Source organism: Phycicoccus ginsengisoli (assembly GCF_054779295.1).
In genome coordinates this window covers 191237-215807 of record NZ_BAAGYN010000004.1, presented here as the reverse complement: position 1 = coordinate 215807, position 24571 = coordinate 191237, and the positions used below count along the sequence as shown (strand labels likewise).

General features: G+C 73.8%; 27 protein-coding genes and 1 pseudogene. 17 read left to right on the top strand and 11 right to left on the bottom strand.

Annotated elements, in window-relative coordinates; translation table 11 throughout:
• Positions 1–270 precede the first annotated feature (270 nt).
• From dnaB to ACYVDO_RS08395, 3 genes are all read left to right on the top strand, one after another.
• Positions 271–1641, top strand: coding sequence for a replicative DNA helicase (dnaB, locus tag ACYVDO_RS08405; RefSeq protein WP_460934691.1), 1371 nt, complete (start codon positions 271–273; stop codon positions 1639–1641).
• A gap of 452 nt (positions 1642–2093) precedes the next feature.
• The gene (locus ACYVDO_RS08400; protein ID WP_460934689.1) at positions 2094–3143 is read left to right on the top strand and encodes a nuclease-related domain-containing protein; all 1050 of its coding nucleotides are present in this window, start codon (positions 2094–2096) and stop codon (positions 3141–3143) included.
• A gap of 138 nt (positions 3144–3281) precedes the next feature.
• Positions 3282–3833, top strand: a complete 552-nt coding sequence (locus ACYVDO_RS08395; protein WP_460934687.1) for a hypothetical protein — start codon at positions 3282–3284, stop codon at positions 3831–3833.
• A gap of 108 nt (positions 3834–3941) precedes the next feature.
• Here ACYVDO_RS08395 and ACYVDO_RS08390 read toward each other — a convergent pair whose 3' ends face one another.
• Complete coding sequence (locus tag ACYVDO_RS08390; RefSeq protein ID WP_460934685.1) at positions 3942–4892, bottom strand: DUF429 domain-containing protein; 951 nt, start codon at positions 4890–4892, stop codon at positions 3942–3944.
• Here ACYVDO_RS08390 and ACYVDO_RS08385 point away from each other — a divergent pair.
• Complete coding sequence (locus ACYVDO_RS08385) at positions 4891–6123, top strand: cysteine desulfurase-like protein (RefSeq protein WP_460934683.1); 1233 nt, start codon at positions 4891–4893, stop codon at positions 6121–6123. The two genes, ACYVDO_RS08390 and ACYVDO_RS08385, sit on opposite strands and share 2 nt — an antisense overlap.
• Positions 6124–6229: 106 nt before the next feature.
• On the opposite strand, the gene ACYVDO_RS08380 is transcribed toward ACYVDO_RS08385, so the two are convergent.
• Both ACYVDO_RS08380 and ACYVDO_RS08375 read right to left on the bottom strand, forming a co-directional pair.
• Positions 6230–6592: a bleomycin resistance protein gene (locus tag ACYVDO_RS08380; RefSeq protein WP_460935053.1), complete on the bottom strand. Its 363-nt coding sequence runs from the start codon at positions 6590–6592 to the stop codon at positions 6230–6232.
• Positions 6593–6624: 32 nt separating this feature from the next.
• Complete coding sequence (locus tag ACYVDO_RS08375) at positions 6625–7371, bottom strand: DUF4386 domain-containing protein (RefSeq protein ID WP_460934681.1); 747 nt, start codon at positions 7369–7371, stop codon at positions 6625–6627.
• Between the two features lie 58 nt (positions 7372–7429).
• Between ACYVDO_RS08375 and ACYVDO_RS08370 the strand changes: the two genes are divergently transcribed.
• Positions 7430–8164, top strand: coding sequence for a TetR/AcrR family transcriptional regulator (locus tag ACYVDO_RS08370; RefSeq protein WP_460934679.1), 735 nt, complete (start codon positions 7430–7432; stop codon positions 8162–8164).
• A gap of 121 nt (positions 8165–8285) precedes the next feature.
• Here ACYVDO_RS08370 and ACYVDO_RS08365 read toward each other — a convergent pair whose 3' ends face one another.
• Together ACYVDO_RS08365 and ACYVDO_RS08360 are read right to left on the bottom strand one after the other, a co-directional pair.
• Positions 8286–8789, bottom strand: a complete 504-nt coding sequence (locus ACYVDO_RS08365) for an MmyB family transcriptional regulator (protein ID WP_460935051.1) — start codon at positions 8787–8789, stop codon at positions 8286–8288.
• Positions 8790–8919: 130 nt separating this feature from the next.
• Positions 8920–9108 (bottom strand): annotated as a pseudogene (locus ACYVDO_RS08360) (helix-turn-helix domain-containing protein); the annotation flags it as partial.
• Between the two features lie 92 nt (positions 9109–9200).
• On the opposite strand from ACYVDO_RS08360, the gene ACYVDO_RS08355 reads away from it, so the two are divergent.
• The gene (locus ACYVDO_RS08355) at positions 9201–9692 is read left to right on the top strand and encodes a nuclear transport factor 2 family protein (protein ID WP_460934677.1); all 492 of its coding nucleotides are present in this window, start codon (positions 9201–9203) and stop codon (positions 9690–9692) included.
• 39 nt (positions 9693–9731) lie between these two features.
• Here ACYVDO_RS08355 and ACYVDO_RS08350 read toward each other — a convergent pair whose 3' ends face one another.
• Together ACYVDO_RS08350 and ACYVDO_RS08345 are read right to left on the bottom strand one after the other, a co-directional pair.
• Positions 9732–10622, bottom strand: coding sequence for a hypothetical protein (locus tag ACYVDO_RS08350; protein WP_460934675.1), 891 nt, complete (start codon positions 10620–10622; stop codon positions 9732–9734).
• Between the two features lie 51 nt (positions 10623–10673).
• The gene (locus ACYVDO_RS08345) at positions 10674–11111 is read right to left on the bottom strand and encodes a PPOX class F420-dependent oxidoreductase (RefSeq protein ID WP_460934673.1); all 438 of its coding nucleotides are present in this window, start codon (positions 11109–11111) and stop codon (positions 10674–10676) included.
• 104 nt (positions 11112–11215) lie between these two features.
• On the opposite strand from ACYVDO_RS08345, the gene ACYVDO_RS08340 reads away from it, so the two are divergent.
• The 5 genes from ACYVDO_RS08340 to ACYVDO_RS08320 all read left to right on the top strand — a co-directional run bounded on the left by ACYVDO_RS08340 (position 11216) and on the right by ACYVDO_RS08320 (position 15653).
• A complete protein-coding gene (locus ACYVDO_RS08340) occupies positions 11216–12175 on the top strand; it encodes a DUF3626 domain-containing protein (RefSeq protein WP_460934671.1) in 960 nt (319 codons plus the stop codon).
• 38 nt (positions 12176–12213) lie between these two features.
• Complete coding sequence (locus ACYVDO_RS08335; RefSeq protein WP_460934669.1) at positions 12214–12969, top strand: dienelactone hydrolase family protein; 756 nt, start codon at positions 12214–12216, stop codon at positions 12967–12969.
• Positions 12970–13153: 184 nt separating this feature from the next.
• The gene (locus tag ACYVDO_RS08330; RefSeq protein WP_460934667.1) at positions 13154–14071 is read left to right on the top strand and encodes a serine hydrolase; all 918 of its coding nucleotides are present in this window, start codon (positions 13154–13156) and stop codon (positions 14069–14071) included.
• Between the two features lie 12 nt (positions 14072–14083).
• Complete coding sequence (locus ACYVDO_RS08325) at positions 14084–14644, top strand: DinB family protein (RefSeq protein ID WP_460934665.1); 561 nt, start codon at positions 14084–14086, stop codon at positions 14642–14644.
• A gap of 10 nt (positions 14645–14654) precedes the next feature.
• Positions 14655–15653, top strand: a complete 999-nt coding sequence (locus tag ACYVDO_RS08320; RefSeq protein WP_460934663.1) for a GTP pyrophosphokinase — start codon at positions 14655–14657, stop codon at positions 15651–15653.
• 101 nt (positions 15654–15754) lie between these two features.
• Here ACYVDO_RS08320 and ACYVDO_RS08315 read toward each other — a convergent pair whose 3' ends face one another.
• Positions 15755–16603: a class I SAM-dependent methyltransferase gene (locus tag ACYVDO_RS08315; protein WP_460934661.1), complete on the bottom strand. Its 849-nt coding sequence runs from the start codon at positions 16601–16603 to the stop codon at positions 15755–15757.
• Between the two features lie 159 nt (positions 16604–16762).
• Here ACYVDO_RS08315 and ACYVDO_RS08310 point away from each other — a divergent pair, with 159 nt between their 5' ends.
• Positions 16763–17437, top strand: a complete 675-nt coding sequence (locus ACYVDO_RS08310; protein WP_460934659.1) for a winged helix-turn-helix transcriptional regulator — start codon at positions 16763–16765, stop codon at positions 17435–17437.
• 85 nt (positions 17438–17522) lie between these two features.
• Positions 17523–18890, top strand: a complete 1368-nt coding sequence (locus ACYVDO_RS08305) for a DUF4232 domain-containing protein (RefSeq protein WP_460934657.1) — start codon at positions 17523–17525, stop codon at positions 18888–18890.
• A gap of 4 nt (positions 18891–18894) precedes the next feature.
• On the opposite strand, the gene ACYVDO_RS08300 is transcribed toward ACYVDO_RS08305, so the two are convergent.
• On the bottom strand, positions 18895–20085 hold the full coding sequence (locus ACYVDO_RS08300) for a RimK family alpha-L-glutamate ligase (protein WP_460934655.1): 1191 nt from the start codon (positions 20083–20085) through the stop codon (positions 18895–18897).
• Between the two features lie 25 nt (positions 20086–20110).
• Here ACYVDO_RS08300 and ACYVDO_RS08295 point away from each other — a divergent pair, with 25 nt between their 5' ends.
• From ACYVDO_RS08295 to ACYVDO_RS08280, 4 genes are all read left to right on the top strand, one after another.
• Positions 20111–20587, top strand: a complete 477-nt coding sequence (locus ACYVDO_RS08295; protein WP_460934653.1) for an ATP-dependent zinc protease family protein — start codon at positions 20111–20113, stop codon at positions 20585–20587.
• Positions 20587–21534 (top strand): succinylglutamate desuccinylase/aspartoacylase family protein, encoded by a 948-nt coding sequence (locus ACYVDO_RS08290; protein WP_460934651.1) that lies wholly within the window; start codon positions 20587–20589, stop codon positions 21532–21534. The genes ACYVDO_RS08295 and ACYVDO_RS08290 overlap by 1 nt, the downstream gene beginning before the upstream one ends.
• Before the next feature lie 13 nt (positions 21535–21547).
• On the top strand, positions 21548–22105 hold the full coding sequence (locus ACYVDO_RS08285; protein ID WP_460934649.1) for a 2'-5' RNA ligase family protein: 558 nt from the start codon (positions 21548–21550) through the stop codon (positions 22103–22105).
• A gap of 147 nt (positions 22106–22252) precedes the next feature.
• Positions 22253–22684, top strand: coding sequence for a VOC family protein (locus tag ACYVDO_RS08280; protein WP_460934647.1), 432 nt, complete (start codon positions 22253–22255; stop codon positions 22682–22684).
• A 111-nt stretch (positions 22685–22795) separates the two neighbouring features.
• Here the strand turns inward: ACYVDO_RS08280 and ACYVDO_RS08275 are convergent, their stop codons facing one another.
• Together ACYVDO_RS08275 and ACYVDO_RS08270 are read right to left on the bottom strand one after the other, a co-directional pair.
• Positions 22796–23611, bottom strand: a complete 816-nt coding sequence (locus ACYVDO_RS08275) for an SDR family NAD(P)-dependent oxidoreductase (RefSeq protein WP_460934645.1) — start codon at positions 23609–23611, stop codon at positions 22796–22798.
• Positions 23612–23630: 19 nt separating this feature from the next.
• The gene (locus ACYVDO_RS08270; protein ID WP_460934643.1) at positions 23631–24566 is read right to left on the bottom strand and encodes a phosphotransferase enzyme family protein; all 936 of its coding nucleotides are present in this window, start codon (positions 24564–24566) and stop codon (positions 23631–23633) included.
• Between the last annotated feature and the right edge of the window lie 5 nt (positions 24567–24571).

Sequence of the window (24571 nt, the reverse complement as noted above, 5' to 3'; positions counted from 1 at the left end):
ACCACGTCCGTGCAGGTCAGCGACCCGCGCCGGGCACGGTGCGGCCGGAATCCACAGGGTTATCCCCCGACTGTGCACAAGCGGGTCGGGCGTTGCGCACACCTTCTCCCCAGCTCCTCCACAGGAGGGATTTGGGGGCCGTCCGCCCGCGGCCCTACCGTGGGCCGGTCACCCGCCCGGGGCGCTGTCAGTGCCCACTGGTCCACTGGAACCACACGGGTGTCGTTCGTCGCCGCACAGACAGGGGAGTAGCCGGTGTCACTGGCCGAGTTGAGCACCAGCGCCTTCGGCTCGGCCGGCGACGGTGCCCCCGGCGGTGGCGACCAGCGGGTCCCGCCGCAGGACGTCCACGCGGAGCAGTCGGTCCTCGGCGGCATGCTGCTGTCCAAGGACGCGATCGCCGACTGCGTCGAGGGCCTCAAGGGCACCGACTTCTACCGCCCGGCGCACGAGCTGATCTACGACGCCATCCTCGACCTGTACTCCCGCGGGGAGCCGGCCGACGCGATCACCGTCTCCGACGAGCTGTCCAAGCGCGGCGACCTGCAGCGGGTGGGCGGGCAGGCGTACCTCCACCAGCTCATCCAGGCGGTCCCGACCGCCGCCAACGCCGGCTACTACGCCGAGATCGTGGCCGAGCGGGCCGTGCTGCGCCGGCTCGTCGAGGCGGGCACCCGGATCGTGCAGCTCGGGTACCAGCAGGGCAACGGCGACGTCGAGGACATCGTCAACGCCGCCCAGGCCGAGGTGTATGCCGTTGCTGACAAGCGCGGCGGCGAGGACTACGTCGCGCTCGGCGACGTCCTCGAGGAGACCCTCAACGAGATCGAGGTCGCGGCCGGGCGCGACGCCAACGAGATGCTGGGCGTGCCGACCGGCTTCATCGAGCTCGACGAGCTGACCCACGGCCTGCACCCCGGCCAAATGATCGTCCTCGCGGCCCGACCTGCCGTCGGAAAGTCGACGATGGGCCTCGACATCGCCCGCTCCGCGGCCATCAAGCACAAGCAGGCCACGGCCATCTTCTCGCTCGAGATGAGCCGTTCCGAGATCACCATGCGCTGCCTGTCCGCCGAGGCCCAGATCCAGCTGCAGGACCTGCGCAAGGGCACGATCGGCGACGCCGGCTGGAAGAAGCTGGCGCGGATCATGGGGCAGATCTCCGACAGCCCGCTGTTCATCGACGACTCCCCGAACATGTCGCTCATGGAGATCCGGGCGAAGTGCCGCCGGCTCAAGCAGCAGCACAACCTCAAGCTCGTCGTCATCGACTACCTGCAGCTCATGAGCTCGGGCAAGAAGGTCGAGTCGCGCCAGCAGGAGGTGTCGGAGTTCTCCCGTGCGCTCAAGCTGCTCGCCAAGGAGCTCGAGGTCCCGGTCATTGCGATCAGCCAGCTGAACCGTGGCTCGGAGCAGCGCGCCGACAAGCGGCCGGCCATGTCCGACCTGCGTGAGTCGGGCTCGATCGAGCAGGACGCCGACATGGTGATCCTGCTGCACCGCGAGCCCAAGGTCGAGGGCCGCGAGGGCGAGGTCGACGTGATCGTCGCCAAGCACCGCAACGGCCCCACCAAGGATATGGTGCTGGCCTTCCAGGGCCACTACGCCCGGTTCGCCAACATGGCCCGCGACGGCTTCTGACCGGCCTGTCGTGTGTCGCGACACCAGGGTGTCACCGCGCGCGACATCGGGTGTCACGGTAACGACACGGGAGTGTCACCGGTCGCGACGCCTGAGTGTCACCACTGATTGTGGATAAGTGACATGGAGCGTCACCGGTGACGCCTCGTGTCGTTTGTCCACAGGGACAGCAAGAACGCCCCGACCCGTGATGGGTCGAGGCGTTGGCTGGTTCGAAGACACCGTTCCGTGGGCCCGACCGACTGGGGGGATCTGTCCACCTGGTGTGCCAACATGAACGCGATGAAGGGGGGACGGTGTTCGTACTTGCTGCACTCGCGTTGGCCGCGACTGATGACGATCGGCCGGGCTGACTCGCGTTGTCTGCCCGTCCTTGGGGTTAGACCTAGACGAACGGTCACGGGTTGCCGGAACGGCTGCAGGAGCCCGCGGCACCCGTCGATGATGTGGCCGTGAGCGGCCAGGACCTCGTGGTGAACCGGTGGCGGCGGTACGGCAAGGACCGCCTGTACGTCGAAACGCCGGACGGGTCCAAGGTCGGGTTCTGGGACCTCGTCACGGAGACGGGGCACCCCGAGTCACCGGACTCCGAGTCGTCCCTGCTGGCGGCGGTCGCGTCATGGAAGTCGACCGCGGGACTGGCCGCCGCTGGGCCAGCGGCCACCGCGCCGGTTGAGGCCGACCAGGCCGCCTCAGCGCCCCAGGGCGGGGACGAGGAGCGCAACGGAGCGGGAGAACCGGCCGCGCCCGTTACGGCGCTGGTCGAGTCAGGGGACCACGCGGCAGACCTGCTCCTCGGGTTGCCCGATGACGCCACTTCGACGCATCCAGCGGAGGTCGTCGATGCCTCTGGTTCTGGCTCCGTGCCTGAACCGGCCCGGCCCTGGGTCGACCTGGCCACCAACAGTCCCGGAGCCGAAGCGCGAGAGCGCGCCCAGGCGGCCCGTGACTCGGCCCCTGTCAAGACCGTTCTCGCCCGCGTCCTCGGCGTCCACACCAACGAGCGGGCGTGGCGCATCGGCGCGGACGGCGAGGAGAAGGTCGCCGCCCAACTCGCGAAGGTCGCCAAGAAGGACCCTCGCTGGCGGTTCCTGCACGCCGTCCCCGTCGGCAACCGCGGCTCGGACATCGACCACATCATCATCGGGCCAGGTGGTGTGTTCACCGCCAACGCCAAGCACCACCCCGGGGCAAAGATCTGGGTCGGTGGGAACACGTTCATGGTCAACGGCGCCAAGCAGCCGTACGTGCGGAACGCCCGCCATGAGGCCCAGCGCGCCGCGAAGGTCCTCACTGAGGCGTGCGGGTTCCCCGTCCATGTCGAAGGCCTGATCGTCACGGTCAACGCGAGTGACGTCGTGGTCAAGACCCAGCCAGAAGGCGTCTCGGTGACCCCGCGCATGCAGGTCGCGCGGTGGCTCCTGCGGCACGGTGACATCCTCACGCCCGAGGCCATCGATGCGGTCTACGACGTCGCTCGGCGTTCCACGACCTGGCGGTAGGTCCCGTGGCGTCGAACCTGTCCCGTCCGCCTGTCAGGATGCCCGCATGACCGCGTACGAGCCGACGACCACGGCCTTCAGCGCGGTCGGGCTCCTCACCCTCGTCGGTCCCGTCGACGGCAGTTGGGAAAGGGTCACGTGAGCGACGCACCCGACAGCCGGTCGGCCCGCTATGAGGACCGGCCCTACCGCGGACTGGCGTCAGCGTCCATGGCAGCCGGTCTGCTGTTCGGTCTAGGCGCGTTCGTCGTCGCCGCCGTGCTCATGGGCTTCGACTACTTCGCCGTGCGCGACAAGCCGACCGAGCACGCTGTGGTCATCTCACAGGGACCGTCGGGCACCAGGGAGGCATGCGGGCCCCGAGCGCTCACCCCGGACACGCCGGGGGAGCAGACCACGTACCGCTCGACCGACCCGCCCGCTGGCCTGCCTGCGGAGTTCAGGATCAACCACTGCCCGGACTGGGACGACCACCCCGGCGACGTCGTCGAGGTCCGCCGCACAGGCCTGACGCAGGACGACATCTACGTCGACCCGATCCAGAGCGCCGGGCAGTGGCTCGGCATGGCCGGAGCAGTCGGGGCCGCCGCAACCCTGATCGCCGCCGTGCTCACCTACGTGAAAGAGGCCTGGGGAGTGCACCGCGCTCAGCGCAGGATTCGCCGCCACAAGCACGCCCCGGCCAAGTAGGAGGCCAACACTCATGGTGATCAGCCGACGACAACTGGCGCTCCTTGCCGTGGGAGCGGCCGCCGCCTAGCGGCGCGACGTCCGGCTTCTCGGGCACGTCGCCTCTCGTCACACCCAGATCGCCGCGGGTATGCCGTCCGTGAAGGTCTCCGGAGGATCCGGCAGCGACCGGGCCTCGCCGTTCACCCACCGGGCCGCCGTCCACGCGGCGGCGCAGGCGTCGAGGACGTCGTCCGCGGCATACCCGCTCCCCGAGAGGACCGACGGGGAGGCGAGGCCTGCGGCGCGGAGCGCGGCGAGCCGGGCGACCCGGCCCTCGTCCGTCTTCTTGCCTGCCGTGATCGGCGCGCCGGCCATGGTGGCGAAGCAGAGCTCGGGATGCACCTCGAGCACCCGGACCGTCGGGCGACTGCGCACCCACGTGTCGACCTCGAGGATCTTGGCGCGCAACCCGAACGCCTGCGCCCCCACCCCCTGACCGGTCAACGCGCGGTTCACCGGGTCCGCGGCAGTCCTGGTCGGCTCACCGTAGGCAGCGCGGGTCAGCGTCGTGAACACCGAGGAAGCCTTGCCCCGCAACGCCTTTCGTGCCAGCGAATCAGCCTTCCGCGTCGTCGTGTCGGGCAGCCCGATCGGGATGTCGATCGCCACCACCTGGATCGCCAGCGACCGGCGGACCGTCTCCACCAGCGCGTCGATGGTCGCCGCCACCGCGATGCGGGGGCGAGGGGTGCCGGGCTCGAGGATCGCACCGACCCAACCGGCCCTGCACGCGTCGACGCCGAGCACAGGTGCCGACACGACGACCGGCGGCAGCGGTTGCGGCCCGGAGCCGGCCCTCGCGACGGCGACTGTCGTCTCGATCTCGGTCACCGTGGAGCGAGCGGCCAGCAGCGCGGCCTCGACAGCGGCCGGATCGGGGACATCCGTGTCGAGCAGACCCGCGAGCGCGGCTGCCTGGTCGGCCAACCGTCGCGAGAGCTCACGAGCCTGCCGACCACCCGCCATGCCGATGCCGCCTCCCGTCGAACCGTCGAGGGGTGACACAGTGCCAGACATGCAGGCAACCCCCGAGCACCAGGCTGCACCCGCCTTCGACGTCGCGGCGCTGCGCGCGCAGTTCCCCGCGCTGCAGGGAGGCGCGGCGCACTTCGACGGACCGGGCGGCTCGCAGGTCCCGCAGGCCGTCGCCGACGCGATCTCCCAGCAGCTGACCAGCCCGATGTCCACCCGCGGCGAGGTGACCGCCGCCGAGCGGAACTCCGACGCGGCCGTCCGCAGCGCACGACAGGCGCTCGGCGACCTGATGGGCACCGACCCGGGTGGCGTGGTGTTCGGGCGCAGCATGACGGCGCTGACCTTCGAGCTGGCCCGCACCCTGGCCCGGGACTGGGGACCCGGCGACGAGGTCGTCGTCAGCCGGCTCGACCACGACGCGAACATCCGGCCGTGGCTGCTCGCCGCGGAGCAGGTCGGCGCGACGGTGCGGTGGGCCGAGTTCGACCCGTCCACCGGCGAGCTGCCCCCCGAGGCGGTCGGTGCGGTCGTGACCGACCGCACCCGGCTGGTCGCGGTCACCGCCGCGTCGAACCTGGTCGGCACGAAGCCCGACCTCCCGGCCATCGCGGCACTCGCCCACAACCGGGGCGCGCTGCTGTTCGTCGACGCCGTCCACCTCGCGCCGCACGGGCTCGTCGACCGGGTGGCGATGGGGGCAGACCTGGTGACGTGCTCGCCGTACAAGTTCTTCGGGCCGCACTGTGGCGCCCTCGCCGCCGCGCCCGAGCTGCTCGAGTCGCTGCACCCCGACAAGCTGGTGCCCTCGTCCGACGCGGTGCCCGAACGGTTCGAGCTCGGCACGCTGCCCTACGAGCTAATGGCCGGCGTCACCGCTGCCATCGACGTGATCGCGGGCATCGTCCCCGGCGACGGCTCCCGCCGGGACAGGCTCACCACCTCGCTCGCGGCGGTCGGCGCCCACGAGCTTCGGCTGCGCATGGACCTCGAGCCACGACTGGCCGAGCTCCCGGGCGCCACGCTCCACTCCCGCGTTCCGGAGCGCACGCCGACGCTCCTGGTGACCTTCGAGGGCCACGACAGCAAGGACGTCTCCCGCCAGCTCGCGGCCCGCGGCGTCAACGCCCCCGCTGGGCACTTCTACGCGCTCGAGGCCTCCCGTGCCCTCGGCCTCGGTGACACCGGCGGCCTGCGCATCGGCCTCGCCTCCTACACCGATGCCGACGACCTCGAGCGCCTCCTGGCCGGTCTCAGCGAGGTCGTCGGGCGCTGACTGCCGGCCATACCCCGGGGTCGGGCGGAGGTGGCCAGCCGGGCGAGCGGGGGCAGGGCCGTGAGGCCTCGGTCGCGCCGTGCCGACCTCGAGCCGTCGCGCGGCGTCAGGGGTTCTGGACCAGGCGCAGCAGGGTGCCGTCGGGGTCGACGAGGTAGCCGATCCGCAGCCCCGAGTGCTCAAGCCGTGGTGGGTGCAGGCGCGGCCACCCGCGGTCCGTCTCCGGGATGCCCGTCGCGCGGCACGTCTCGTAGAAGCCGTCGACGTCGTCGAGCCGCAGGCAGCAGCTGAACGAGCTCGTCGCCGGGTCGACGCCCGGGTAGAGGAAGAACTCCAGCATGAGGTCGGACCTCGTCAGGATCAGCCAGCCCTCGTCACGGTACGCGGGCTCGAACCCCAGCCCCGCGTAGAACTCCGTCGTCGCGTCGAAGTCGCGCGACGGCAGGTTGGGTGTCGCCACGTTGCCCACCGGGTCCCCCTTCGTCTCCTCGAGGGCAGTCTTCACCCGGCGACGCCGCGACGGAAGGGCCCCGGGGCGGCGTTGGGGGTCTCACGCGAGCGACCCCACGGGGGCGACGCCCGGTCGGGCGGCGGCGCGGCGAGGCCGCCGTCGGGCGTGCGGATGCCCCTCAGCGCCAGGACCCCGGCGAGGCAGATCTCCCACGCGAAGAGCGGCACGGCCAGCACGGGCTGGGGGCTCGCGACGCCGAACATCACGCCGACGTTCATCACCGCGACGAGGACGGCGCCGACGATCCCCAGCACCGGCACGAACCGGGGCACGAGCCGGCGACGCAGCAGCAGGACGGCCAGCACGACCGCGTTCACGGGGTTGACCAGTCCCGGACCCACCAGAAACGTCCAGTCGTGGACGAGGTGGAGACCCGCGACGACGCCCGGCTCGAGGGCCGGTGAGGCCGTCGAGCCCGGCCGGGACACCGCGGGGAGGATGGCGACGACGCCGGTGAGGATGACCGTCGCCTCGAGGGTGCGCAGCGCGGAATACCCCACCGCAGCGCCTGGCCCGTGGGGTCGCAGCAGCGGGTAGAGCGCCAGCGCCGTCCCGACGACGGCGAGCGCGAGGACGACCTCGAGCAGCCCGGCGGCGAGCACGGACCCGCGCGCGGCGAGCGGGGCGCCGGCATCGAACGCCGAGCCGCCATAGAGCGGCACGGCGGCGACAGACGTCACCCAGGTGACGAGGTAGAGGGCGGCGGCGACGAGGGCGAGGCGACGGGGTGCGGTCATGGCTTCTCCCGGGGAACAGAAGGTGTACGGCGTACACCTCGGGAAACGACGACGGTAGGTGTACGCTGTACACCTCGTCAACCCCCAACCCTCTGGAGGCGGTATGCCGCGTGGTGGCCGGGAGTCCCTCACCCGCGCCAGGGTCCTGCGCGCCGCCGTCGCGCTCGCGGACTCCGAGGGCCTCGACGCGGTGACCATGCGGCGGCTCGCCGACGTGCTCGACGTCGTGCCGATGGCGCTCTACAAGCACGTGGCGGACAAGGACGACCTCCTCGCCGGCATGGTCGACGTCCTCGTCGAGGACATGGCGGCCCCGCCTCCCGCCTCGCCGAGGCGGTGGCGCGACGGCGTCCGGGCGGCGCTGCACGCAGCCCGCCGGGTGGTGGTGGCGCACCCGTGGGCGCAGCGGGCGATCGAGTCCAGGACCGTGCGCACGCCTGCCGTCCTCGGCCACATGGAGCGGGTGAGCGGGGTCTTCCTCGCGGCCGGGTTCACCCCGGACCAGACGCACCACGTCATGCACCTGCTCGGCAACCGGATCTGGGGGTTCAGCCCCGAGCTGTTCACCGGCGCCCCGGACGCCGGTGCGGCGTCGGCCCCGGCTCGTCGGAGCCGGGCGCCCGAGCCGGACCCGGCGGACTACCCGGCGATCGTGGCCATCGCCACGGATGCCCGGGCGCGGCGCCCCGACGCCACCGGGTGCGACGAGGACTTCGAGTTCGACTTCGCCCTCGACGTGCTCCTCGCCGGGATCGAGCGGCTGCGACGGGCGCACTGGTCGTCCCCGTCCTGACCGGCAGGGTGCCCGCCCGACCCGACGGGCCGGACGCCACCCGGCGCCGCCGCAACGACGGGCCGGCGCCGGCCGCAGTCCGGCCGCCGTCGCCCGCCGTCCGCCCGCCGTCCGCCCGCCGTCAGGCGGATGCCCGCGCGAGCACCTGCTGGGTGTGGCAGTCCGCCGGCAGGAACGTCTCGAGGTGCAGCTCGTCCAGCGTCGCGTCCGTGGCCGTCTCCAGGCGCGCGCTCACGCTGAAGAACCGCAGGACCGTGCCCTCGTGCTCGAGCTCCAGGGCCAGCACCGGCCCGGTGGGACGTGCTGCTCGCGCGGCACCGGGCACGTGCCCCGCAGCCTCCCGGGCGAGCGCGGCGAGGGCCGGGTCGTGGGTCGCCTCGGCGCGCGCCTGCACCTGGGAGACCAGGTGCGCCGCCCACTGCGACAGGTTCCGGATCCGGGGGGCCAGCCCACCCGGGTGCAGGCTGACGCGGATCGCGTTGACGGGCGGCTCGAGCAGCTCGGGGGCGCAGCCGGCCAGCAGCAGGTCCGTCGCCGCGTTGGCGTCGACGACGTCCCAGTGCCGGTCGAGGAGCAGCGCCGGGTTCGGCAGGTGCGCGTCGAGCAGGTGGCGCAGCCCCTCCATCACCACGCCGAGGTCCGCGTCGTCGAGGCCGCGGCCGGTCGTGGCGCGGCGCGTAGCCGCCGGCGAGGAGCAGCTCGTCGCGCGAGCGCAGCGGCACCTCCAGGGACTCGGCGATGCGCTCGATCATCTCCGCCGTCGGCCGTGAGCGCCCTGTCTCGACGTAGCTGAGGTGCCGGGTGCTCACGTGCGCCCGCGTCGACAGCTCCAGCTGGCTCAGCCGGCGGCGCTCGCGCCAGCTCCGCAGGAGGGTGCCCACCTCGGGCCGGGTCTGCGTCGTCGTCACCGCCGCAGTCTCGCAGCCAGCCTGCAGTCTGGCCATGACCTCCGAGGTCATCGACCCGCCGCACCCGGCCGGGGGAGCCTTCGGTTGCCGGGCGGGACCGCCGGCCGGCCACCATCCAAGGAGAAGCCATGCAGGACAACGGAATCCACACCCACACCGGCGCCGTCGACACCACCGACGCCGTCGACACCACCGCCACCGACACCGGCGCCGTCGACACCACCGCCGTCGCGACCGCACCGGACGCTGCCGTCGACGGCGGGCGAGTCCGCACGGCATACCTCGCCACGTGGAACGCGACCGACCCCGGTGAGCTGCGCGCCCTCCTCGAGGCCCACTGGAGCCCGGAGGCCACCTACATCGACCCGCTCGCCGAGGTGGCCGGGCACGAGGGCGTCGCGGCGCTCGTCGGTGCCGTGCAGGCGCAGTTCCCCGGCTTCGTCTTCACCGCCGTCGGGCAGCCGGACGCCCACCACCGCCAGGTGCGCTTCCAATGGGGGCTGGGGCCGCAGGGTGCCGCGCCGGTCGTGGTCGGCTCCGACGTCGTCGTGCTTGACGCAGCCGGTCGGGTCGCCGACGTGCGCGGCTTCCTCGACGTCGTGCCCGAGGGCGCGGCCTGAGCGGCGTGGATGCCGGGCCCGTGTCTGCCGTGCGGCGGGTCAGTGGGCGGAGTCGCGCACCCGGCGGCCCACCCACTCGAGGGCGTCGGCGACCTCGGGTCGGACCCGGGCCGGGTCGGTGAGCCAGTCGACCAGGGCGCGGTCGTCGCGGGCGATCCCGGCCAGGACGTCGGCGGCCGCCGCGGCGATCAGGGCCCCGGCCCGGGGGACCGGCAGCTCGTCCCCCACCGCGTCGTCGGCCCAGCCGTCGGCCAGCGCGAGCAGCTCGTCCTCGACGTGCCGGCGACGGGTGTCGGTCACGACGGCAGCAGCAGCCGGAAGCGCCCCCAGCGCCTCCTCCCCGGCGCTCGCGCGGACCTCGCCGAGCAGCTCGACGAGGTGCAGCTCCATCAGCCAGGACGGCATGCCGCGACCGGCGAGCACGCGACACAGCCAGCCGACCTGGCGGACGGCCCGCTCCTCACCGAGGCCGGCGAGCGAGACCAGCCACGCCGAGTCGGTGCTGGCGAAGCGTGACCCGCGCTCGCCGTAGCGGATCCCGTAGTACGGCATCGCGTCGAGCGACCGCTGCGCCGCCCGGACCGCGGCCCGCACGAGCGTGGCGTCCGTCGTCACCTCGTGGGCGCCGGCGTCCGGGTTCACCAGGGCGGCGTCCACCGCCTGCCGGTTGGCTCGGCGCACCAGTCCCGCGGCGACGTGCCGCTCGCCCTCCGCGACCAGGTTGGCGACGTCCGAGCCGTGGCCGTGCTCCGGCAGGCGCCCCTGAAGGACCGCCCGCAGCACCTCGGGGTCGGCCGAGCCGGTCGCGACCACCAGCCGCTCGACCCCCACCACCGCCGCGAACACCGCCGGGTCGTCGAGCCGCCCGGTGACGGTGCGGTCGGCGTGCGCGAGCAGGAGCTGTCGGGCCTCGTCGGAGGGGTCGGTCATGACGGGCATTGTGTCGTGCCGGGCAGCGGCGGGGGACGACGACGCCGCAGGTCAGCCGCCGGTCGGTGCCCAGCCGTAGACGCGCTCGACGCGCAGGGTGACCAGCAGCCGGCGCTCGCGGACCATGGCGGCCCGGAAGTCCTCCCAGTCCGGGTGCTCGCCGTTGAGGGCGCGGTAGTGGTCGACCAGGGCGTCGACCGCCGCGTCCTCCGGCGCCACGGCCACCGGGCCCAGCTCCGCGGCGGCCTCGGCCACGGCATACGCGCCCAGGTCGCCGGTCGTCACCATGAGGCTGGCGCGCGGGTCGCGCCGCAGGTTCCGGGTCTTGGCCCGGTCATCGGTGACGGACACGAGGGCGGTGCGGGCCGAGGGGTCCCACAGGTAGCCGACGTTGGAGAGCTGGGGGCGACCGTTGCCGCGGATGGTCGCCAGGATGGCGCGACGGGTCGTGCCCAGCAGGGCCCACAGCGGCTGGTCGTCGGCGCTCACCGCTCCACCGTCCCACAGGGTCCGGGTCCTCGCGCGGCGTCGCCGCGGCAGCGCGATCGGCGTCCGCGCGCGGGTGGCGGCCGTGCCTGCGCCACAATGCGGGGGTGTCGCAGGGGACGGGTGCGGGATCGACGGGTGCGGGCTCGACGGCTGCCGGGTCGACGGGTGCGGGGTCGACGGCGGCCGGGACGAGCCCGTGGGCGCGGGCTGCAGTCGCGCACGTCGACGGCCTGGCCCAGGGTCCGCCGCTGGACCGGTCCCTGCGGGTGACGGTGAACTTCCACCCCGACCGGGCGTCGGGGGGCCTGACCGTGCTGGAGCACCTGGCGCGCGACGGCGTGTACCGGTCCCAGTTCGAGACCGGCACGAGCAACGGCGGACTCACCGCCCACCCCGGTGGGGACCGGTGGCGCTGGGAGCAGCGGATCTTCGGGCACGCGTACGACGACGCGCCCGCCTCCGAGCGGCCCCGTTACGGCGCCCTCAACCACCGTCGACGCAGCACCGGCGGCTCGCTGCGCTTCGGGTCGGCGTACCTGCGCCTGGCCGAGCACGTGCTCGATCGCACGACCTTCTGCTTCCCCGACTCGGTCTTCGAGCCGGTCGCGTTCGGGACGTCGAGACGGTTCGACCTGCTGCGCCTGGCCGACGCCTTCGACGCCCGGCCCCGCACCGACGCCCTCGAGCTCAGCGAGGGCGGCCTGCTCGACGACTACGTCGAGGCGCACGTCCACGGCCCGGTCATCCTCGCGACGGACGTCGAGGCCCTCGTCCTCGACCCGGCCCACTGCGGGACGCCGACTCAGGAGCACGCGGCCGCACTCGGCATACCGGTGGAGTGGCACGAAGGGCGCCGCCTCACCCTCGGCGAGCTGGACCGGCACCCGGACTTCCGCGGGCCCCACGTCGTCGAGGTCGGGCACCGGGTGGCCCGCGGAGGGGTCCTCGACGCGGCCGTGGTGGGCGAGGCGGTGCGTCGCGGTGCCGAGGACCCGCAGGACCTCAAGAAGGTGTGGCACCACGTCGCCCGGTTCGGGTCACCGCTGGGAGAGGGCGGGGCCTGACAGGGCGCCACCCGGCGGCGCGGGTTAGCGTGCGGCCCATGGACCTCATCACGATCGACGCGCCCGACGGACCGGCCGAGGCGTACGTCGCCAGGCCGGAGGGCGGCAGCGGCCCCGGCGTGCTGTTCGTCATCGACGCCATCGGCCTGCGGCCACGGATCGCCGAGATGGCCGACCGAATCGCGTCGTGGGGCTACGTCGTGCTCGCCCCCAACGTGCTCTACCGCAGCGGCACCGCCGCCGAGACCAGCCCCAGCCCCAACGCCGACCTGCGCGAGCCCGGGGCGCGCGAGGCCTTCTTCGCCCACACCGGGCCGCGCATCGCGGCGATCACCGCTCCCCGGGCCGAGGCCGACATCCGGGTCTGGACCGACACCCTGGCGGGTCTGGACGGTGTCGACCCCGGCGGCCCGTTCGGCGTCGTCGGCTTCTGCATGGGGGCGCGGATCGCCATCCGTGCCTCCGGCCTGGACCAGCGGTATGCCGCGGTCGGCGGCTTCCACGGCGGTGCCCTGGCCACCGACGCCCCCGACAGCCCGCACCTGTCGCTGGCCGCGGCGCGCGCCGAGTACGTGTTCGGCCATGCCGACCAGGACCGGTCGATGCCCCCGGAGCAGGTGGCCCGGCTGGGCGACGCCCTCGATGCCGCCGGCCTCACGGCGAGCAACGAGATCTACCCCGGCGCCGCGCACGGCTACTCCATGTCCGACACCTCGATGTACGACGAGGCCGCGACCGAGCGCATGTTCACCGAGCTCGAGGCCCTCTTCGCCCGCACCCTGCGATCCGGCTGACCCGGTTCGTCCTCGCCTCGCCTCGCCGCGGCTCGGCTCGGCTCAGCGAGGCCAGGCCACCCCCGCAAAACGGCAGTTGCGTGCACGAAACGGCAGTTCTGGAGTCCCGTTTCACGCACGCAACTGCCGTTTTGCGCTCGCCGGACCGGCCCGGCCCGGCCGTCGTGGCGTCTATGGTGCTCGGATGCGCCGCACGCTCTGGTTCGGGCTGCTCCTCGTCCTGGTGACGGGCTGTGCCCAGGCGACCGACCGCGGCGCGGGCGCCTCGACCCCCGCGCCGACCACCTCGGACGCCAGCACGACCACGACGTCCCCGGCCGCGACTCCCAGCTCAACCCCCACCACGACCGCCCCCACGACCACCACGAGACCGAGGCCCACGGTGACGCCGAGACCGAGCCGGACGTCCGCCGCGCCGTCCCCGACCGGCCTGACCAGCCTGCGCGGCAACACCCGCAACGCCATCGCGTGGGCGCCGCTGTCGGACCCCGGCGACGTCCACGTCGAGGGCTCGGTCCCCAGCTCCCGCGCCTGGTCGACGTCGAAGGTGCTCGTCGTCGCGGCCTACCTCGACACGGTCGTCGACGGCGACCCGAGCCGGATCCCCGCCAGGGAGCGCGGCTGGATCAAGGCCGCCCTCACCGCCTCGGACGGCGACGCCGTCGTGGCCATCAGGAACGAGATCCCCGGTCGGCCCGGCCCCGCCATCGACCGCGTCCTGCGCAGCATCGGCGACACCACGACGCACGCACCGGACACCTCCCAGGGCAGCATGCAGTGGACCGTGCGGCAGCAGCTGCGGTTCCTGGCGGCCCTGCACGCCGGTCGCGTCGTGTCGCCGGAGGCCAGCGCGTTCCTGCTCGGCCAGATGCACCCCATCGCCGCGCACCGGTGGGGGCTCGGGCGGATCGGGGCCCGCTCGTTCAAGGGCGGCTGGCTGCGCGCGGACACCGAGACCCGCCAGATGGGGATCGTCGGCGGGTATGCCGTGGCCATCATCACCGCGGGCGACGGACCGGCCGTGCTGCAGACCGACGGCGACTCGGCGCACGTGCAGCAGATGGACCGCCTCGCCGCCCTGCTCGCGACCCGCCTGCGCTGAGAGGATGCGGCCATGGTGTCCGAAGCGAAGAAGTTCCCCGACCTGTGGGTCGACCCCGAGGACGACCCCCGGGAGGCGGCGAGCAGTTCCGCGACGGACGAGCGCAGCGTCCTCACCGGCTACCTGCGCCAATTCCGGATGACGTTCGAGCTCAAGTGCGAAGGCCTCGACGCCGAGCAGCTGGCGCGCCGGTCGGTGGAGCCGTCGACCCTGTCACTGCTCGGCCTGCTGCGGCACCTCGCCCACGTGGAGCATGTCTGGTTCCGGATCACCATGGAGGGCAACGAGATCCCGCGGCTGTGGGGCAAGGACGAGCACCGCGACGCCGACTTCGACGGCGCGGTCGCGGACGAAGCGGTCGTGGCCGAGGCCTGGGAGGTGTGGCGCCGCGAGGTCGCCCACGCCGAGGCGTTCGTCGAGCGCGCGGCGAGCCTGGAGGTGGTCAGCCTCCACCCCACCCGCGGGCCGATCACGCTGCGCGAGCTGCTCGTGCACCTCATCGAGGAGTACGCGCGCCACTGTGGCCACGCCGACCTGATCCGGGAGCGGATCGACGGGCGCACGGGCCAATAGCCTGTCCTGCGTGAGCGACGCGCAGCCAGAAGACCCGGTCCAGCGGTATGCCGCGCTGCGGCCCGAGCTGCTCGCCGTCACCGAGGGCTTCACCGCCCTCGTCCGCGAGCTGCTGGACGACGCCGGCATCAACTACCTCAGCGTGACCGGGCGGACCAAGAGCGTGGAGTCGTTCGCTGCCAAGGCCTCCCGGACCGTCGACGGCCACCCCGTGTACGCCGACCCGCTGCGCGACCTGACCGACCAGATCGGGGTGCGGGTCGTCACCTTCCTGCGCGGCGACGTCACCGCGGTCGCCGACGTGCTGACCGACCAGTTCATCGTGTTCGACGACCGCGACATGGGTCGCGAGACCGCCCAGCAGGGCCGGTTCGGGTATGCCAGCCGGCACCTGCTCGTGGCCCCCGACCCGCTGAAGGCGCTGCCCCCGGCATACGAGGGGCTCAAGGGGCGCACCGCCTCGGTGCAGGTGCGCACGATCCTGCAGCACGCGTGGGCCGAGTTCGAGCACGACATCCGCTACAAGGGCACGATCCCGCAGGAGCACGTGCCCGACCTCGACCGGCGGTTCACCCTGGCCGCGGGGCTGCTCGAGCTCGCGGACCGGGAGTTCTCCGAGATCCGCGACCGGCTGCAGGCGAGCATGGAGGGCCAGCAGGTGTCCGGCTCGGCGGACCACGGCGACCCGCGCATCGGTGCCGCCGAGCTCGCGACGTTCCTCGCCGGGCAGTTCCAGGGGGCGCGCTGGTCGCGCACCGACCACTACGCGTGGATCTCCGGGCTGCTGCTCGAGCTGGGCATCACCTCGCTCGACGAGCTGGCGGGACTGCTGCGCTCGATCGACGTCGACGGGATCACTGCCCGGATGGGCTACCGGGACGCCCCGGCCGCGGTCCGCCGGCTCGACGACGCGCTGCTCGCGGTCTTCGGGCAGCGGTACATCGGGCTGCACGGCAACGCCCACCGCGAGGCGGCACTGCGGGCCAGGCTGGAGAAGCTCCGCGCCTGACCCGCACCGCCCCGCCGGCGCATGCGCCCTCACCGGCATTCTTTGAGCGATCACGGCGGTCCAGACCGCTGCGATCGCTCAAAGACCTCGGGCGACGTGCCTCAGCGACGGGTGGCCGTGACGAGCAGGTACTCCCAGGGCATGACGCCGCCGTCGAGGTGCCGGTCGCCGAGTTCGGCCAGCGCCGTGTCGAGGGCCGCGACCTGGGCCGGGTCGCCGGCGATCCGGCGGTAGGTCGCGATGGTCGGCCCGTAGTACGCCTTGAAGAAGTCGCGGAACTCGGCCCCGTCGGCGAACCGGTCGACGGGCAGCTCCTCGCGGACAGCCACGAGCTCGGTGACCCGGTCCCCGAAGAGGTCCCGCACGTGCGCCTCGTCCCCCCACAGCGGCGGCGGCTGCGCTCCGGGGGCCGGCGGCGCGGCATACGGCTTCATCGTCGCGAACATCTCGCCGATAAAGCCTGCCGGCGTCCAGCTGACGAGCGCCACCGTGCCGCCCGGACGGGTGACCCGCAGGAGCTCGTCGGCGACCGGCTGGTGGTGCGGTGCGAACATGGCGCCGACGCACGACGTCACGACGTCGAAGGTGGCCTCGCCGTACGGGAGCCGCTCGGCGTCACCCACCTCCCAGGTGAGCTCCACTGCCGCCGCGCGCGCGGTGGCCCGCCCGGCGTCGAGCAGCTCCGGGGTGAGGTCGCTGGCGACGACCTCGGCGCCGGCCGCCGCCGCGGGGATGGCGACGTTGCCGGACCCGGCGGCGACGTCGAGGACCCGCTGGCCGGGCCCGATGCCGGCCGCGGCGACGAGGCGGTGCCCGAGGGCGGCGATGACCTCGGTGGCCACGGCCGGGTAGTCGCCGAGCGCCCACAGGGCGCGGTGCGCCGCCTTGAGCGCCGTGTCGGCCTCGGTGGGGTCGGGGGTGGTTGCGGCGGTGCCGGTCTGTGCAGTCATGGCGTTCTCCTCGCTGGTCCGTCCTGCGCGACCAGCGTCGTCCGGCGGGGGCGGTCCGCTCCAGTGCCGGATGTGTACCGGGGGCAGTTCTCGATCTGTACTGGTCGCCGCCCTCGTCCCGGGCGTCTACTGGTGGCACGAGCTGAGGGAGTGTGCGCGATGACGTCGTACGGCCAGTTCTGCCCGGTCGCCAAGGCCATGGAGGTCCTCGACGAGCGGTGGACGCTGCTCGTCGTCCGCGAGCTGCTGATGGGCAGCACCCACTTCAACGAGCTGCGCCGCGGCGTGCCGAAGATGTCACCGGCGCTGCTGAGCAAGCGGCTGCGCTCCCTCGAGCGCGCCGGCATCGTCACGCGGTCGGTGCGCGGCCAGCGGGTCGTCTACGAGCTGACCGAGTGCGGTCGCGAGCTCGAACTGGTCGTGAACACGTTGGGGCAGTGGGGACTTCGCTGGATCGGCGATCTCGGCGAGGAGGACTACGACCCGCACCTGCTGCTGTGGGACGTGCGCCGCTCGATCCCCGTCGACCGCTGGCCCCGGTCGCGGACGGTGCTGCGGATCTCTTTCGACGACGTGGCCGGGCCGGTGTCGCACTGGTGGCTCGTCGTGGCCAACGGCGAGGTCGACCTGTGCGACTACGACCCCGGGCACGAGGTGACGGCCAGCCTCGAGACCAGCCTGCGCACCCTGACCCGGATCTGGCGGGGCGAGGTGGTCTGGCCGCAGGCGCTGCGCTCAGGCGACGTCGTGGTGGCCGGCCCGGCGGCGGTCCGGCGCGAGGTCCCCGAGTGGCTCGGCTACTCCCTGCTCGCCCGGTCGCTGCACCCCGCCTGACGCCGGGGAGCGCCGCCTGACACAGCGGAGCGCCGCCCCCGCCTGACGCCCGGGGAGCGTCGAGCCCGTCGCCTAGGGTGGGGTGATGACGACGTGGGGGCGTTGGGGGAGCAGGCTGCTCGTCGTGGCCGGGCTCGTCGGCCTGGTCGGCGTCGGCTGGTCGTACGGCAGGTACCTGCCGGTCTGGGGGGACACGCCCTGCGAGCGCGACCGCGCGCTGTGCGACGCCGCCGCGAACGTCGCCGCCCAGCGGCGGCTCGCGTGGTGGTATGCCGGGTGCGCCCTGCTCCTCGTCCTCGGCCTCCTCGCGACCCTGGCCGTACGGGCGCTCGCGCCGCGGACCGGCGTCACCGCTCGTGCCGGAGGGCGACCCGCGGCCGACGACGGGGCCGTCGCCGGGAGCACGCGGCTCGCCGTGTCCACGGCCGCCCGGGCTGCAGCCGTGGCCGTCGGCGTGCTCGTGGCAGCACCGTTCTGGCTCTTCGGGGGCATCGCGGTGGTGCTGGCCCTCGGGGGGGCCGCCGTGGTGGTCCTGGCCTGGCTCGTGGACCTGCGGCTGCGGGCGTCCGGTCGGACGGGTGACCTGGGGGCCCTGCTCGTCGCCGGGCTGGCGGCGGTCGCGGCGGTGTCGGTCTCCACCACGGTGGTGGCGGCGACCGTGCACTGGTCGTCCCGCGGCCGCCCCGGGGGTGACTCCTGGGGCTGGCTCGTGGCAGGTCTGGTCCTCGGTGCCGCCGCCGGCTCGGCCGCCGTGGTCGCCGCACTGGTGCGCCTCGACCCCCGCGGTCAGCGCGCGGCGGCGACCGCCATCTGGGCGGTCGTCGTCCTCGCCGTCCTGGTGAGCGCGGCGAGCCCGCCCGGCCGCGAGGCGCTCGACCGGGTGCGCCGTGACCTGTACCCCCTCGCGCTCGCGGAGCCGCCCCCGGCCCGGGCCGCCCCCGAGCCGACGCCTCAGCCCCTCCCGCCGAACCCCTCGCCGACCACGCCCCGTACCCACCCGGTCGTGGCCGCCGCGCGGGCGTGCGCACCCGGCGACCTCACCCTGTCGGCTCGCGCCTGGGACTCGGCGATGGGGACCTCGGCGGTGACCCTCGCGCTCACCAACCGGAGCGCCAGCGCCTGCTGGGTCGAGGGCTTCGCCACCGTGGCGATCGCCCAGGCCGGGCGCGACCTGGGCGTCGACGTCGGCCGGTCGACCACGACGGCATACGGCACCACCTCGCCGGTGACCAGGGTGGGCCTGCCGGCTCGCGGCGGCGAGGCGCTCGCCGCGCTGTGGTGGAAGGGGTACCGCGCGCAGGCCGACTCGACCAGCCCGCAGGTGGTCGCGGTGACCCTGCGCGGGGCAACCACCCCGCTGCGGCTGACCCTCGACGGGACGACCCCGCGCATCGACGTCATCGAGGGCGCCGCGATGACCCTCGCCCCGTGGCAGTACCCGCCCTCCGGCTGACGCGTCAGCCCTCGTGGATGGGCTGCTTGGGCAGCTTGCGCACCTTGGCCCGGCGGCGGCGGCGTTCGGGGATCATCGAGCGCATCTCCTCGAGCTTGCCGAAGCACAGCAGCCGGTCCTCGGCCTCGAGCAGCTGACCCGGCTTGGGGTTGGGCACGACCTGGGTGCCCCGGTGCAGCGTCAGTACGGAGATGTCGCGGTCGGTCAGCCCCGAGTCGCGCAGCCGCTGGCCGACGAGGTCGGAGGCGGAGTGCACGACGAGCTCGGCCACGCCGTAGCCCGTCGACACCGTGAGCCGCTGCCGCACGTCGATCTCGGGAAAGGCGACCTGGTTGGAGACGAAGTCGATGATCGCGCCCGCCACGTCGAGCTTGGTGGCGGTCTCGATGCCCTGCAGCCCCGGGGATGAGTTGACCTCCATGACCAGCGGACCCTCGTTGCCCTCGAGCATGTCGACGCCCGCGACCCGCAGGCCCATGATCTGCGCCGCCCGGACGGCCGTCTCCTCGTACTCCGCGCTCAGCTCGACGCCCTCGACGGAGCCGCCGCGGTGGACGTTGGACCGGAACTCCCCGCCCTGGGCGGTCCGGCGCATCGCCGCGACCACCCGGTCGCCGACGACGAGGGCCCGGATGTCGCGACCGCGGCTCTCGCTGACGAAGCTCTGGATGAGGACGTTCTGCTGGGTGCTCTGCAGGGTCTCGATGATCGCCTCGGCGACCTTGATCTCCGGCGCGAGGATGACCCCGATGCCCTGGGTGCCCTCGAGCAGCTTGATGACGACGGGCGCGCCGCCCACGCGGTTGATGGCGGCGAGGACGTCGGCGCGGTTGCGCACGAAGGTCGTGGCCGGCATACCGATGTTGTGCCGGGAGAGGATCTGCGTGGCGCGCAGCTTGTCACGGGAGTTGGCGATCCCGTTGGCGGTGTTGGGGGTGTAGACGTCCATCTGCTCGAACTGGCGCACGACGGCGGTGCCGAAGTAGGTGATCGAGTTGCCGATCCGCGGCACGACGGCGTCGTAGTCGGACAGCGGCCGGCCGCGGAACTGCAGGTCCGGCTCGGGCCCCGACAGGTCGATGGCGAAGCGCAGCGTGTTGAGCACCTTGACGTCGTGGCCGCGGTCGAGCGCGGCGGTGCGCAGGCGCTGGGTGGAGTACGTGCGCGGGGCACGCGAGAGGATTGCCAGTTTCACGAGCCGTCCCTGCCAAGATGGAGCGGTGTCAGAGCCGAACCATCTAAGCACCCCGGTCGGGTGGCGCGAGTGGGTGAGCCTGCCGGGCGCCGGGGTGCCCTGGCTCAAGGCCAAGCTCGACACCGGGGCCCGCACCTCGGCCCTGCACGCGTTCGACGTCGAGGAGTTCGAGCGGGGCGGGCAGCCCTGGGTCCGCTTCTCGGTCCACCCGTGGCAGCGCTCGCCCGAGGACGCCGTCACCGTCGAGCGCCCGGTCCACGACCGCCGCGCCGTGCGGAGCTCGTCGGGCCACCGCGAGGAGCGGGTCGTCGTGCTCCTCGACCTGTCGCTGCACGACCGGCCCGTGACCGCGGAGGTGACCCTCACCAACCGCGACGCCATGGGGTTCCGGATGCTCGTGGGCCGCGAGGTCCTGCGGCAGGGGTTCCTCGTGGACTCGGCCCGCTCCTACCTCGGCGGCCGGCCGCCGCTGGCCGTGCGCCGCCAGAACCGGGGCCGCTGATGGCCCGCCCCTCCTTCGCGATGGGCCCGGTGCGGGTCCGGGCAGGCAGCAAGCAGGACGTCGGGCTGCCCATCACCCGCCTGGTGACCGGCGCCGACGTCAGCCTGCCCGTCCAGGTGATGCACGGGCGCGAGGACGGCCCGACGGTCTGGGTCAACGCCGCGATCCACGGCGACGAGGTGGTCGGGGTCGAGGTCGTGCGCCGCGTGCTCGCCGGCCTGTCGCCCAAGACCCTGCGCGGCACCCTGATCGCGGTCCCGATCGTCAACGTCCACGGGTTCATGGCCGGCGACCGGTACCTGCCCGACCGCCGGGACCTCAACCGGTCCTTCCCCGGCTCCTCCCGCGGCTCGCTCGCCGGCCGGATCGCGCACCTGATGATGACCGAGGTGGTCGCCCAGAGCGAGGTCGGCATCGACCTGCACACCGGCGCCGACGGCCGCACCAACCTCCCCCAGGTCCGGGCCGACCTCGACGACCCCAAGACGCTCGCGCTCGCGGAGGCGTTCGGCGCCCCGGTGATGCTGCACGCCAAGCTGCGCGACGGGTCGCTGCGCTCCGCCGCACGGGAGGAGGGCGCCACCGTCCTGCTCTACGAGGCCGGCGAGGCGTGGCGCTTCGACGAGTGGGCGATCGCGGCCGGTGTCGTGGGCGTACGCCGCGTGCTCGCCACCCTGGGCATGACCGAACCCGTGGAGCCGGCCGAGGAGCCGAGCCTGCCGTGCCGCACGAGCGGCTGGGTCCGAGCCCGCCGCACCGGGATCCTGCACCTCGAGGTCGAGCTCGGCCGTCGGGTGACCCAGGGCGACCGGCTGGGTGCCTTGTCGGACTCGTTCGGGCGGACCCTGCGCCTGGTGCGCGCCGACCGGGACGGGATCGTCATCGGCCACACCCGGGCGCCGCTGGTCAACCGCGGCGACGCCCTCGTGCACATCGCCTCGGCCTGAGGACGGGACCGGGGTGCCGCTGCAGTCGGTCGAGCTGCTGCTCGACACCGCCACGGACGAGACCGTCCGCGCGTTGTGGCAGACACTGTCCGACCACGGGATCCGCAGCCAGGCCGACCACGGCGGTGTGACGAACGCGCCACACGTGACCCTCGCCGCGGTCCCGGTCGTGACGCCCGCCGCCGAGGAGGCGCTCGTCCCCCTCGCCGCGCGGCTGCCCCTGTCCCTCGCGCTCAGCGGCCCGGTGCTGCTGGGGGAGCGACGGCCCGCGCTGGTCCTCCCAGTCCGGGCCGAGGCCCCCCTCGGCCGGCTGCACACCGACGTCCGGGCCGCGCTGGTCGTCCCCGGCGGCTCCGGGGACGAGGTAGCCGGGTCGCGGGGCGCCGGCGGCCCGTGGCCCGTCACCCGGCTCCCGTGGGCGCCGCACATCACCCTCGTCCGGCGCCTGCGCCCCGAGGACGTGGAGCCGGCTTCGGCCGTGCTGGCCGCCGTGTCGACCCCGGACCGGGCGACCGCCACTGCCCTGCGCCGCTGGGACCCCGACCGGCGGTTCGCCTGGCTCGTGGGCTGACGGTCCGGCCCCCGGGCCCCCACAGCGGGCGCCCCCGACCTCCGCCCTGGACCCCCGAGCTCGTGGGCGACGGGCTCGACCCTCGCCAGCGTCGGCGGTGGCTCCTAGTCTCGGGAGGACAACCCCACCACCACCAGGAGGTCGACGATGACGTCACGGCTCAACCCGTACATCGGGTTCAAGGACTCCGCGCGCGAGGCGCTCACGTTCTACCAGGAGGTCTTCGGCGGGGACCTCACCATGAGCACCTTCGGCGAGTTCGGTCAGGCCGACCAGCCCTTCGCCGAGGGCATCATGCACGGCCAGCTCGAGACGCCACAGGGCTTCACGCTCATGGTGTCCGACACCCCGCCCGGCATGGAGTACCGCGAGGGCAGCCGCATCTCCGTCAGCCTCTCGGGCGACGACGCGGCGCAGCTGCGCGGCTTCTGGGACAAGCTGTCCGAGGACGGCAGCGTCTCGGTCCCCATGGCCGCACAGCCCTGGGGCGACGAGTTCGGGATGTGCACCGACCGGTTCGGCGTCGACTGGATGGTCAACATCGCAGGCGACCACTCGGGCGCCGGCGCCCAGGGCTGACGCCGGGCGTTGCCGAGAAGGGCCGGTGGACCGCTGGCGGGTCATCGGCCGCCGGCCGGTTCCGCCGACCGGTTCCGCCGGCCGGTCGAGCCGCGCCCGGCCGGCGGGCCCTCAGTCCACCGGGCCGGGGTTGCGCTCCTGGAAGGCCAGCGCCGGTCCGGCGAGGATGCCACCGTCAACCGGCAGCGTGATGCCGGTGACCCAGGAGGCGTCGTCCGAGGCGAGGAACGCGACCGCCGCGGCGATGTCCTCGGGCAGTCCCACCCGTCCCATCGGGTAGAGGGGGACCAGCGCGTCGGGGTCCTGGTCGTCCCACACGCGGGTGCGGACCGTGCCGGGAGCGACCACGGTGAAGCGCACGGGTCGCTGGCCGTCGCCGACCCGGGAGGCGGAGTACTCCACGGCGAGGTTCTGGGCCAGGTTGGGCAGGGCCGCCTTGGCGACCGAGTACCCGACGTTGCCGAAGGCCGCCAGCCCGTTGACCGAACCCGTCATCACGACCGCCCCGCCCCAGCGCGAGGTGAGCAGGTGGGGCAGGGCGGCCTGGATGCAGCGCACGGTGCCGTGCAGGGTCGGCTCGAGCTGCCCCGACCAGGCGGCGTCGTCCAGGGCCTCGAACCGCTCGCCCGTGGCGATCCCCACGTTGCAGACGAGCACGTCCAGCGCACCGAACTGCTCGACCCCGGCCTGCACCGCGTGGTGCACCGAGGCGGCGTCGGTGACGTCGCACTCCAGGGCCAGCGCCCGGTCGCCGAGGCTGGCTGCGGCATCCTTGGCGGCGACGGCGTCCAGGTCTGCAACCACCACGTTCGCCCCCTCGGCGTGCAGCCGTCCTGCGGTGGCGCGGCCGATGCCGTGCGCGGCACCGGTCACGAGGGCGGTCCGTCCGGTGAAGCGGGCCAGGGCGGGTGCGGGCTGCGAGGTCATGGCGTCAGTCTGTCCGACGTCAGGGCCCGAGCCGGTCAGGTCCGCGCTCGCCCAACGCGAACGCCACCAACCCGTCGGGCGACAGCTGCCCGGCGAGGACCTCGACCGACCACCGTCGGTCCGCCTCCGGCAGCCGGTCCGTCGCCAGTACGTCGTCGGCGAAGTCGAGGAAGTCGTGCAGGGCCCGGGTCGCCTGCGCGTACCGCAGCCGCGCCGGGTCGAGCCGCACCGCTCCGTACCCCTCGACGACCGCCGCCCGGTCGGCCTCGGACGGCGTCGCCAGCACGCCGCCCAGCACGAACATGAGGTCCCACTCCGGGGTAGCGACGGCCGCGTCGTCCCAGTCGACCAGCCAGACGCCGTCCTGTCCGTCGTCGGCCAGCAGGACGTTGCCCGAGTGGGGGTCGGTGTGTGCCACCACCCACGGTGCGTCGGCCCACGCGTGCCGGTCGTCGGCCGTCGTGCGCGCGAGCTCCGCGACCGCGAGGAGGCGCTCACGCCCGCGCCCGGCCCACAGCCGCCCCAGCTCGTCGACATACGGGTCGTCCGAGCCCGTCGCCCCCAGCAGGCGGTCGAGCTCGTGCAGGCGGCCGAGGAGCGGCCGGGGGTCGCGGTCGGCGCGGGGAAGGTCGCGCAGGACCGGGGTGTGGACGGACACCCGGTGGAGCGCGCCGAGCACGGCACCGAGCGACCGCCAGTGTCCCGGCCGCAGGCCCTCGTCGAGGCCGCGGTGGTCGGCCACCCACGGCACGACGCTGAGCCGGTCGCCGTCGAGCACCGACGTCAGGCCACCGTCGAGCGCGTGCAGCGGTCCCGGCACGCCCGGCACCCCGGCGTCGGCCAGGTGGGCTGCCACCGCCACCCCGGGCTGGGGGCGGGTGCTGGTCTTGACGGCATACGCACGGCCGTCGCTCGCCTCGCCGCGGAACAGGGGCGCCCGCGCGTCGGCGCCCACCCCGA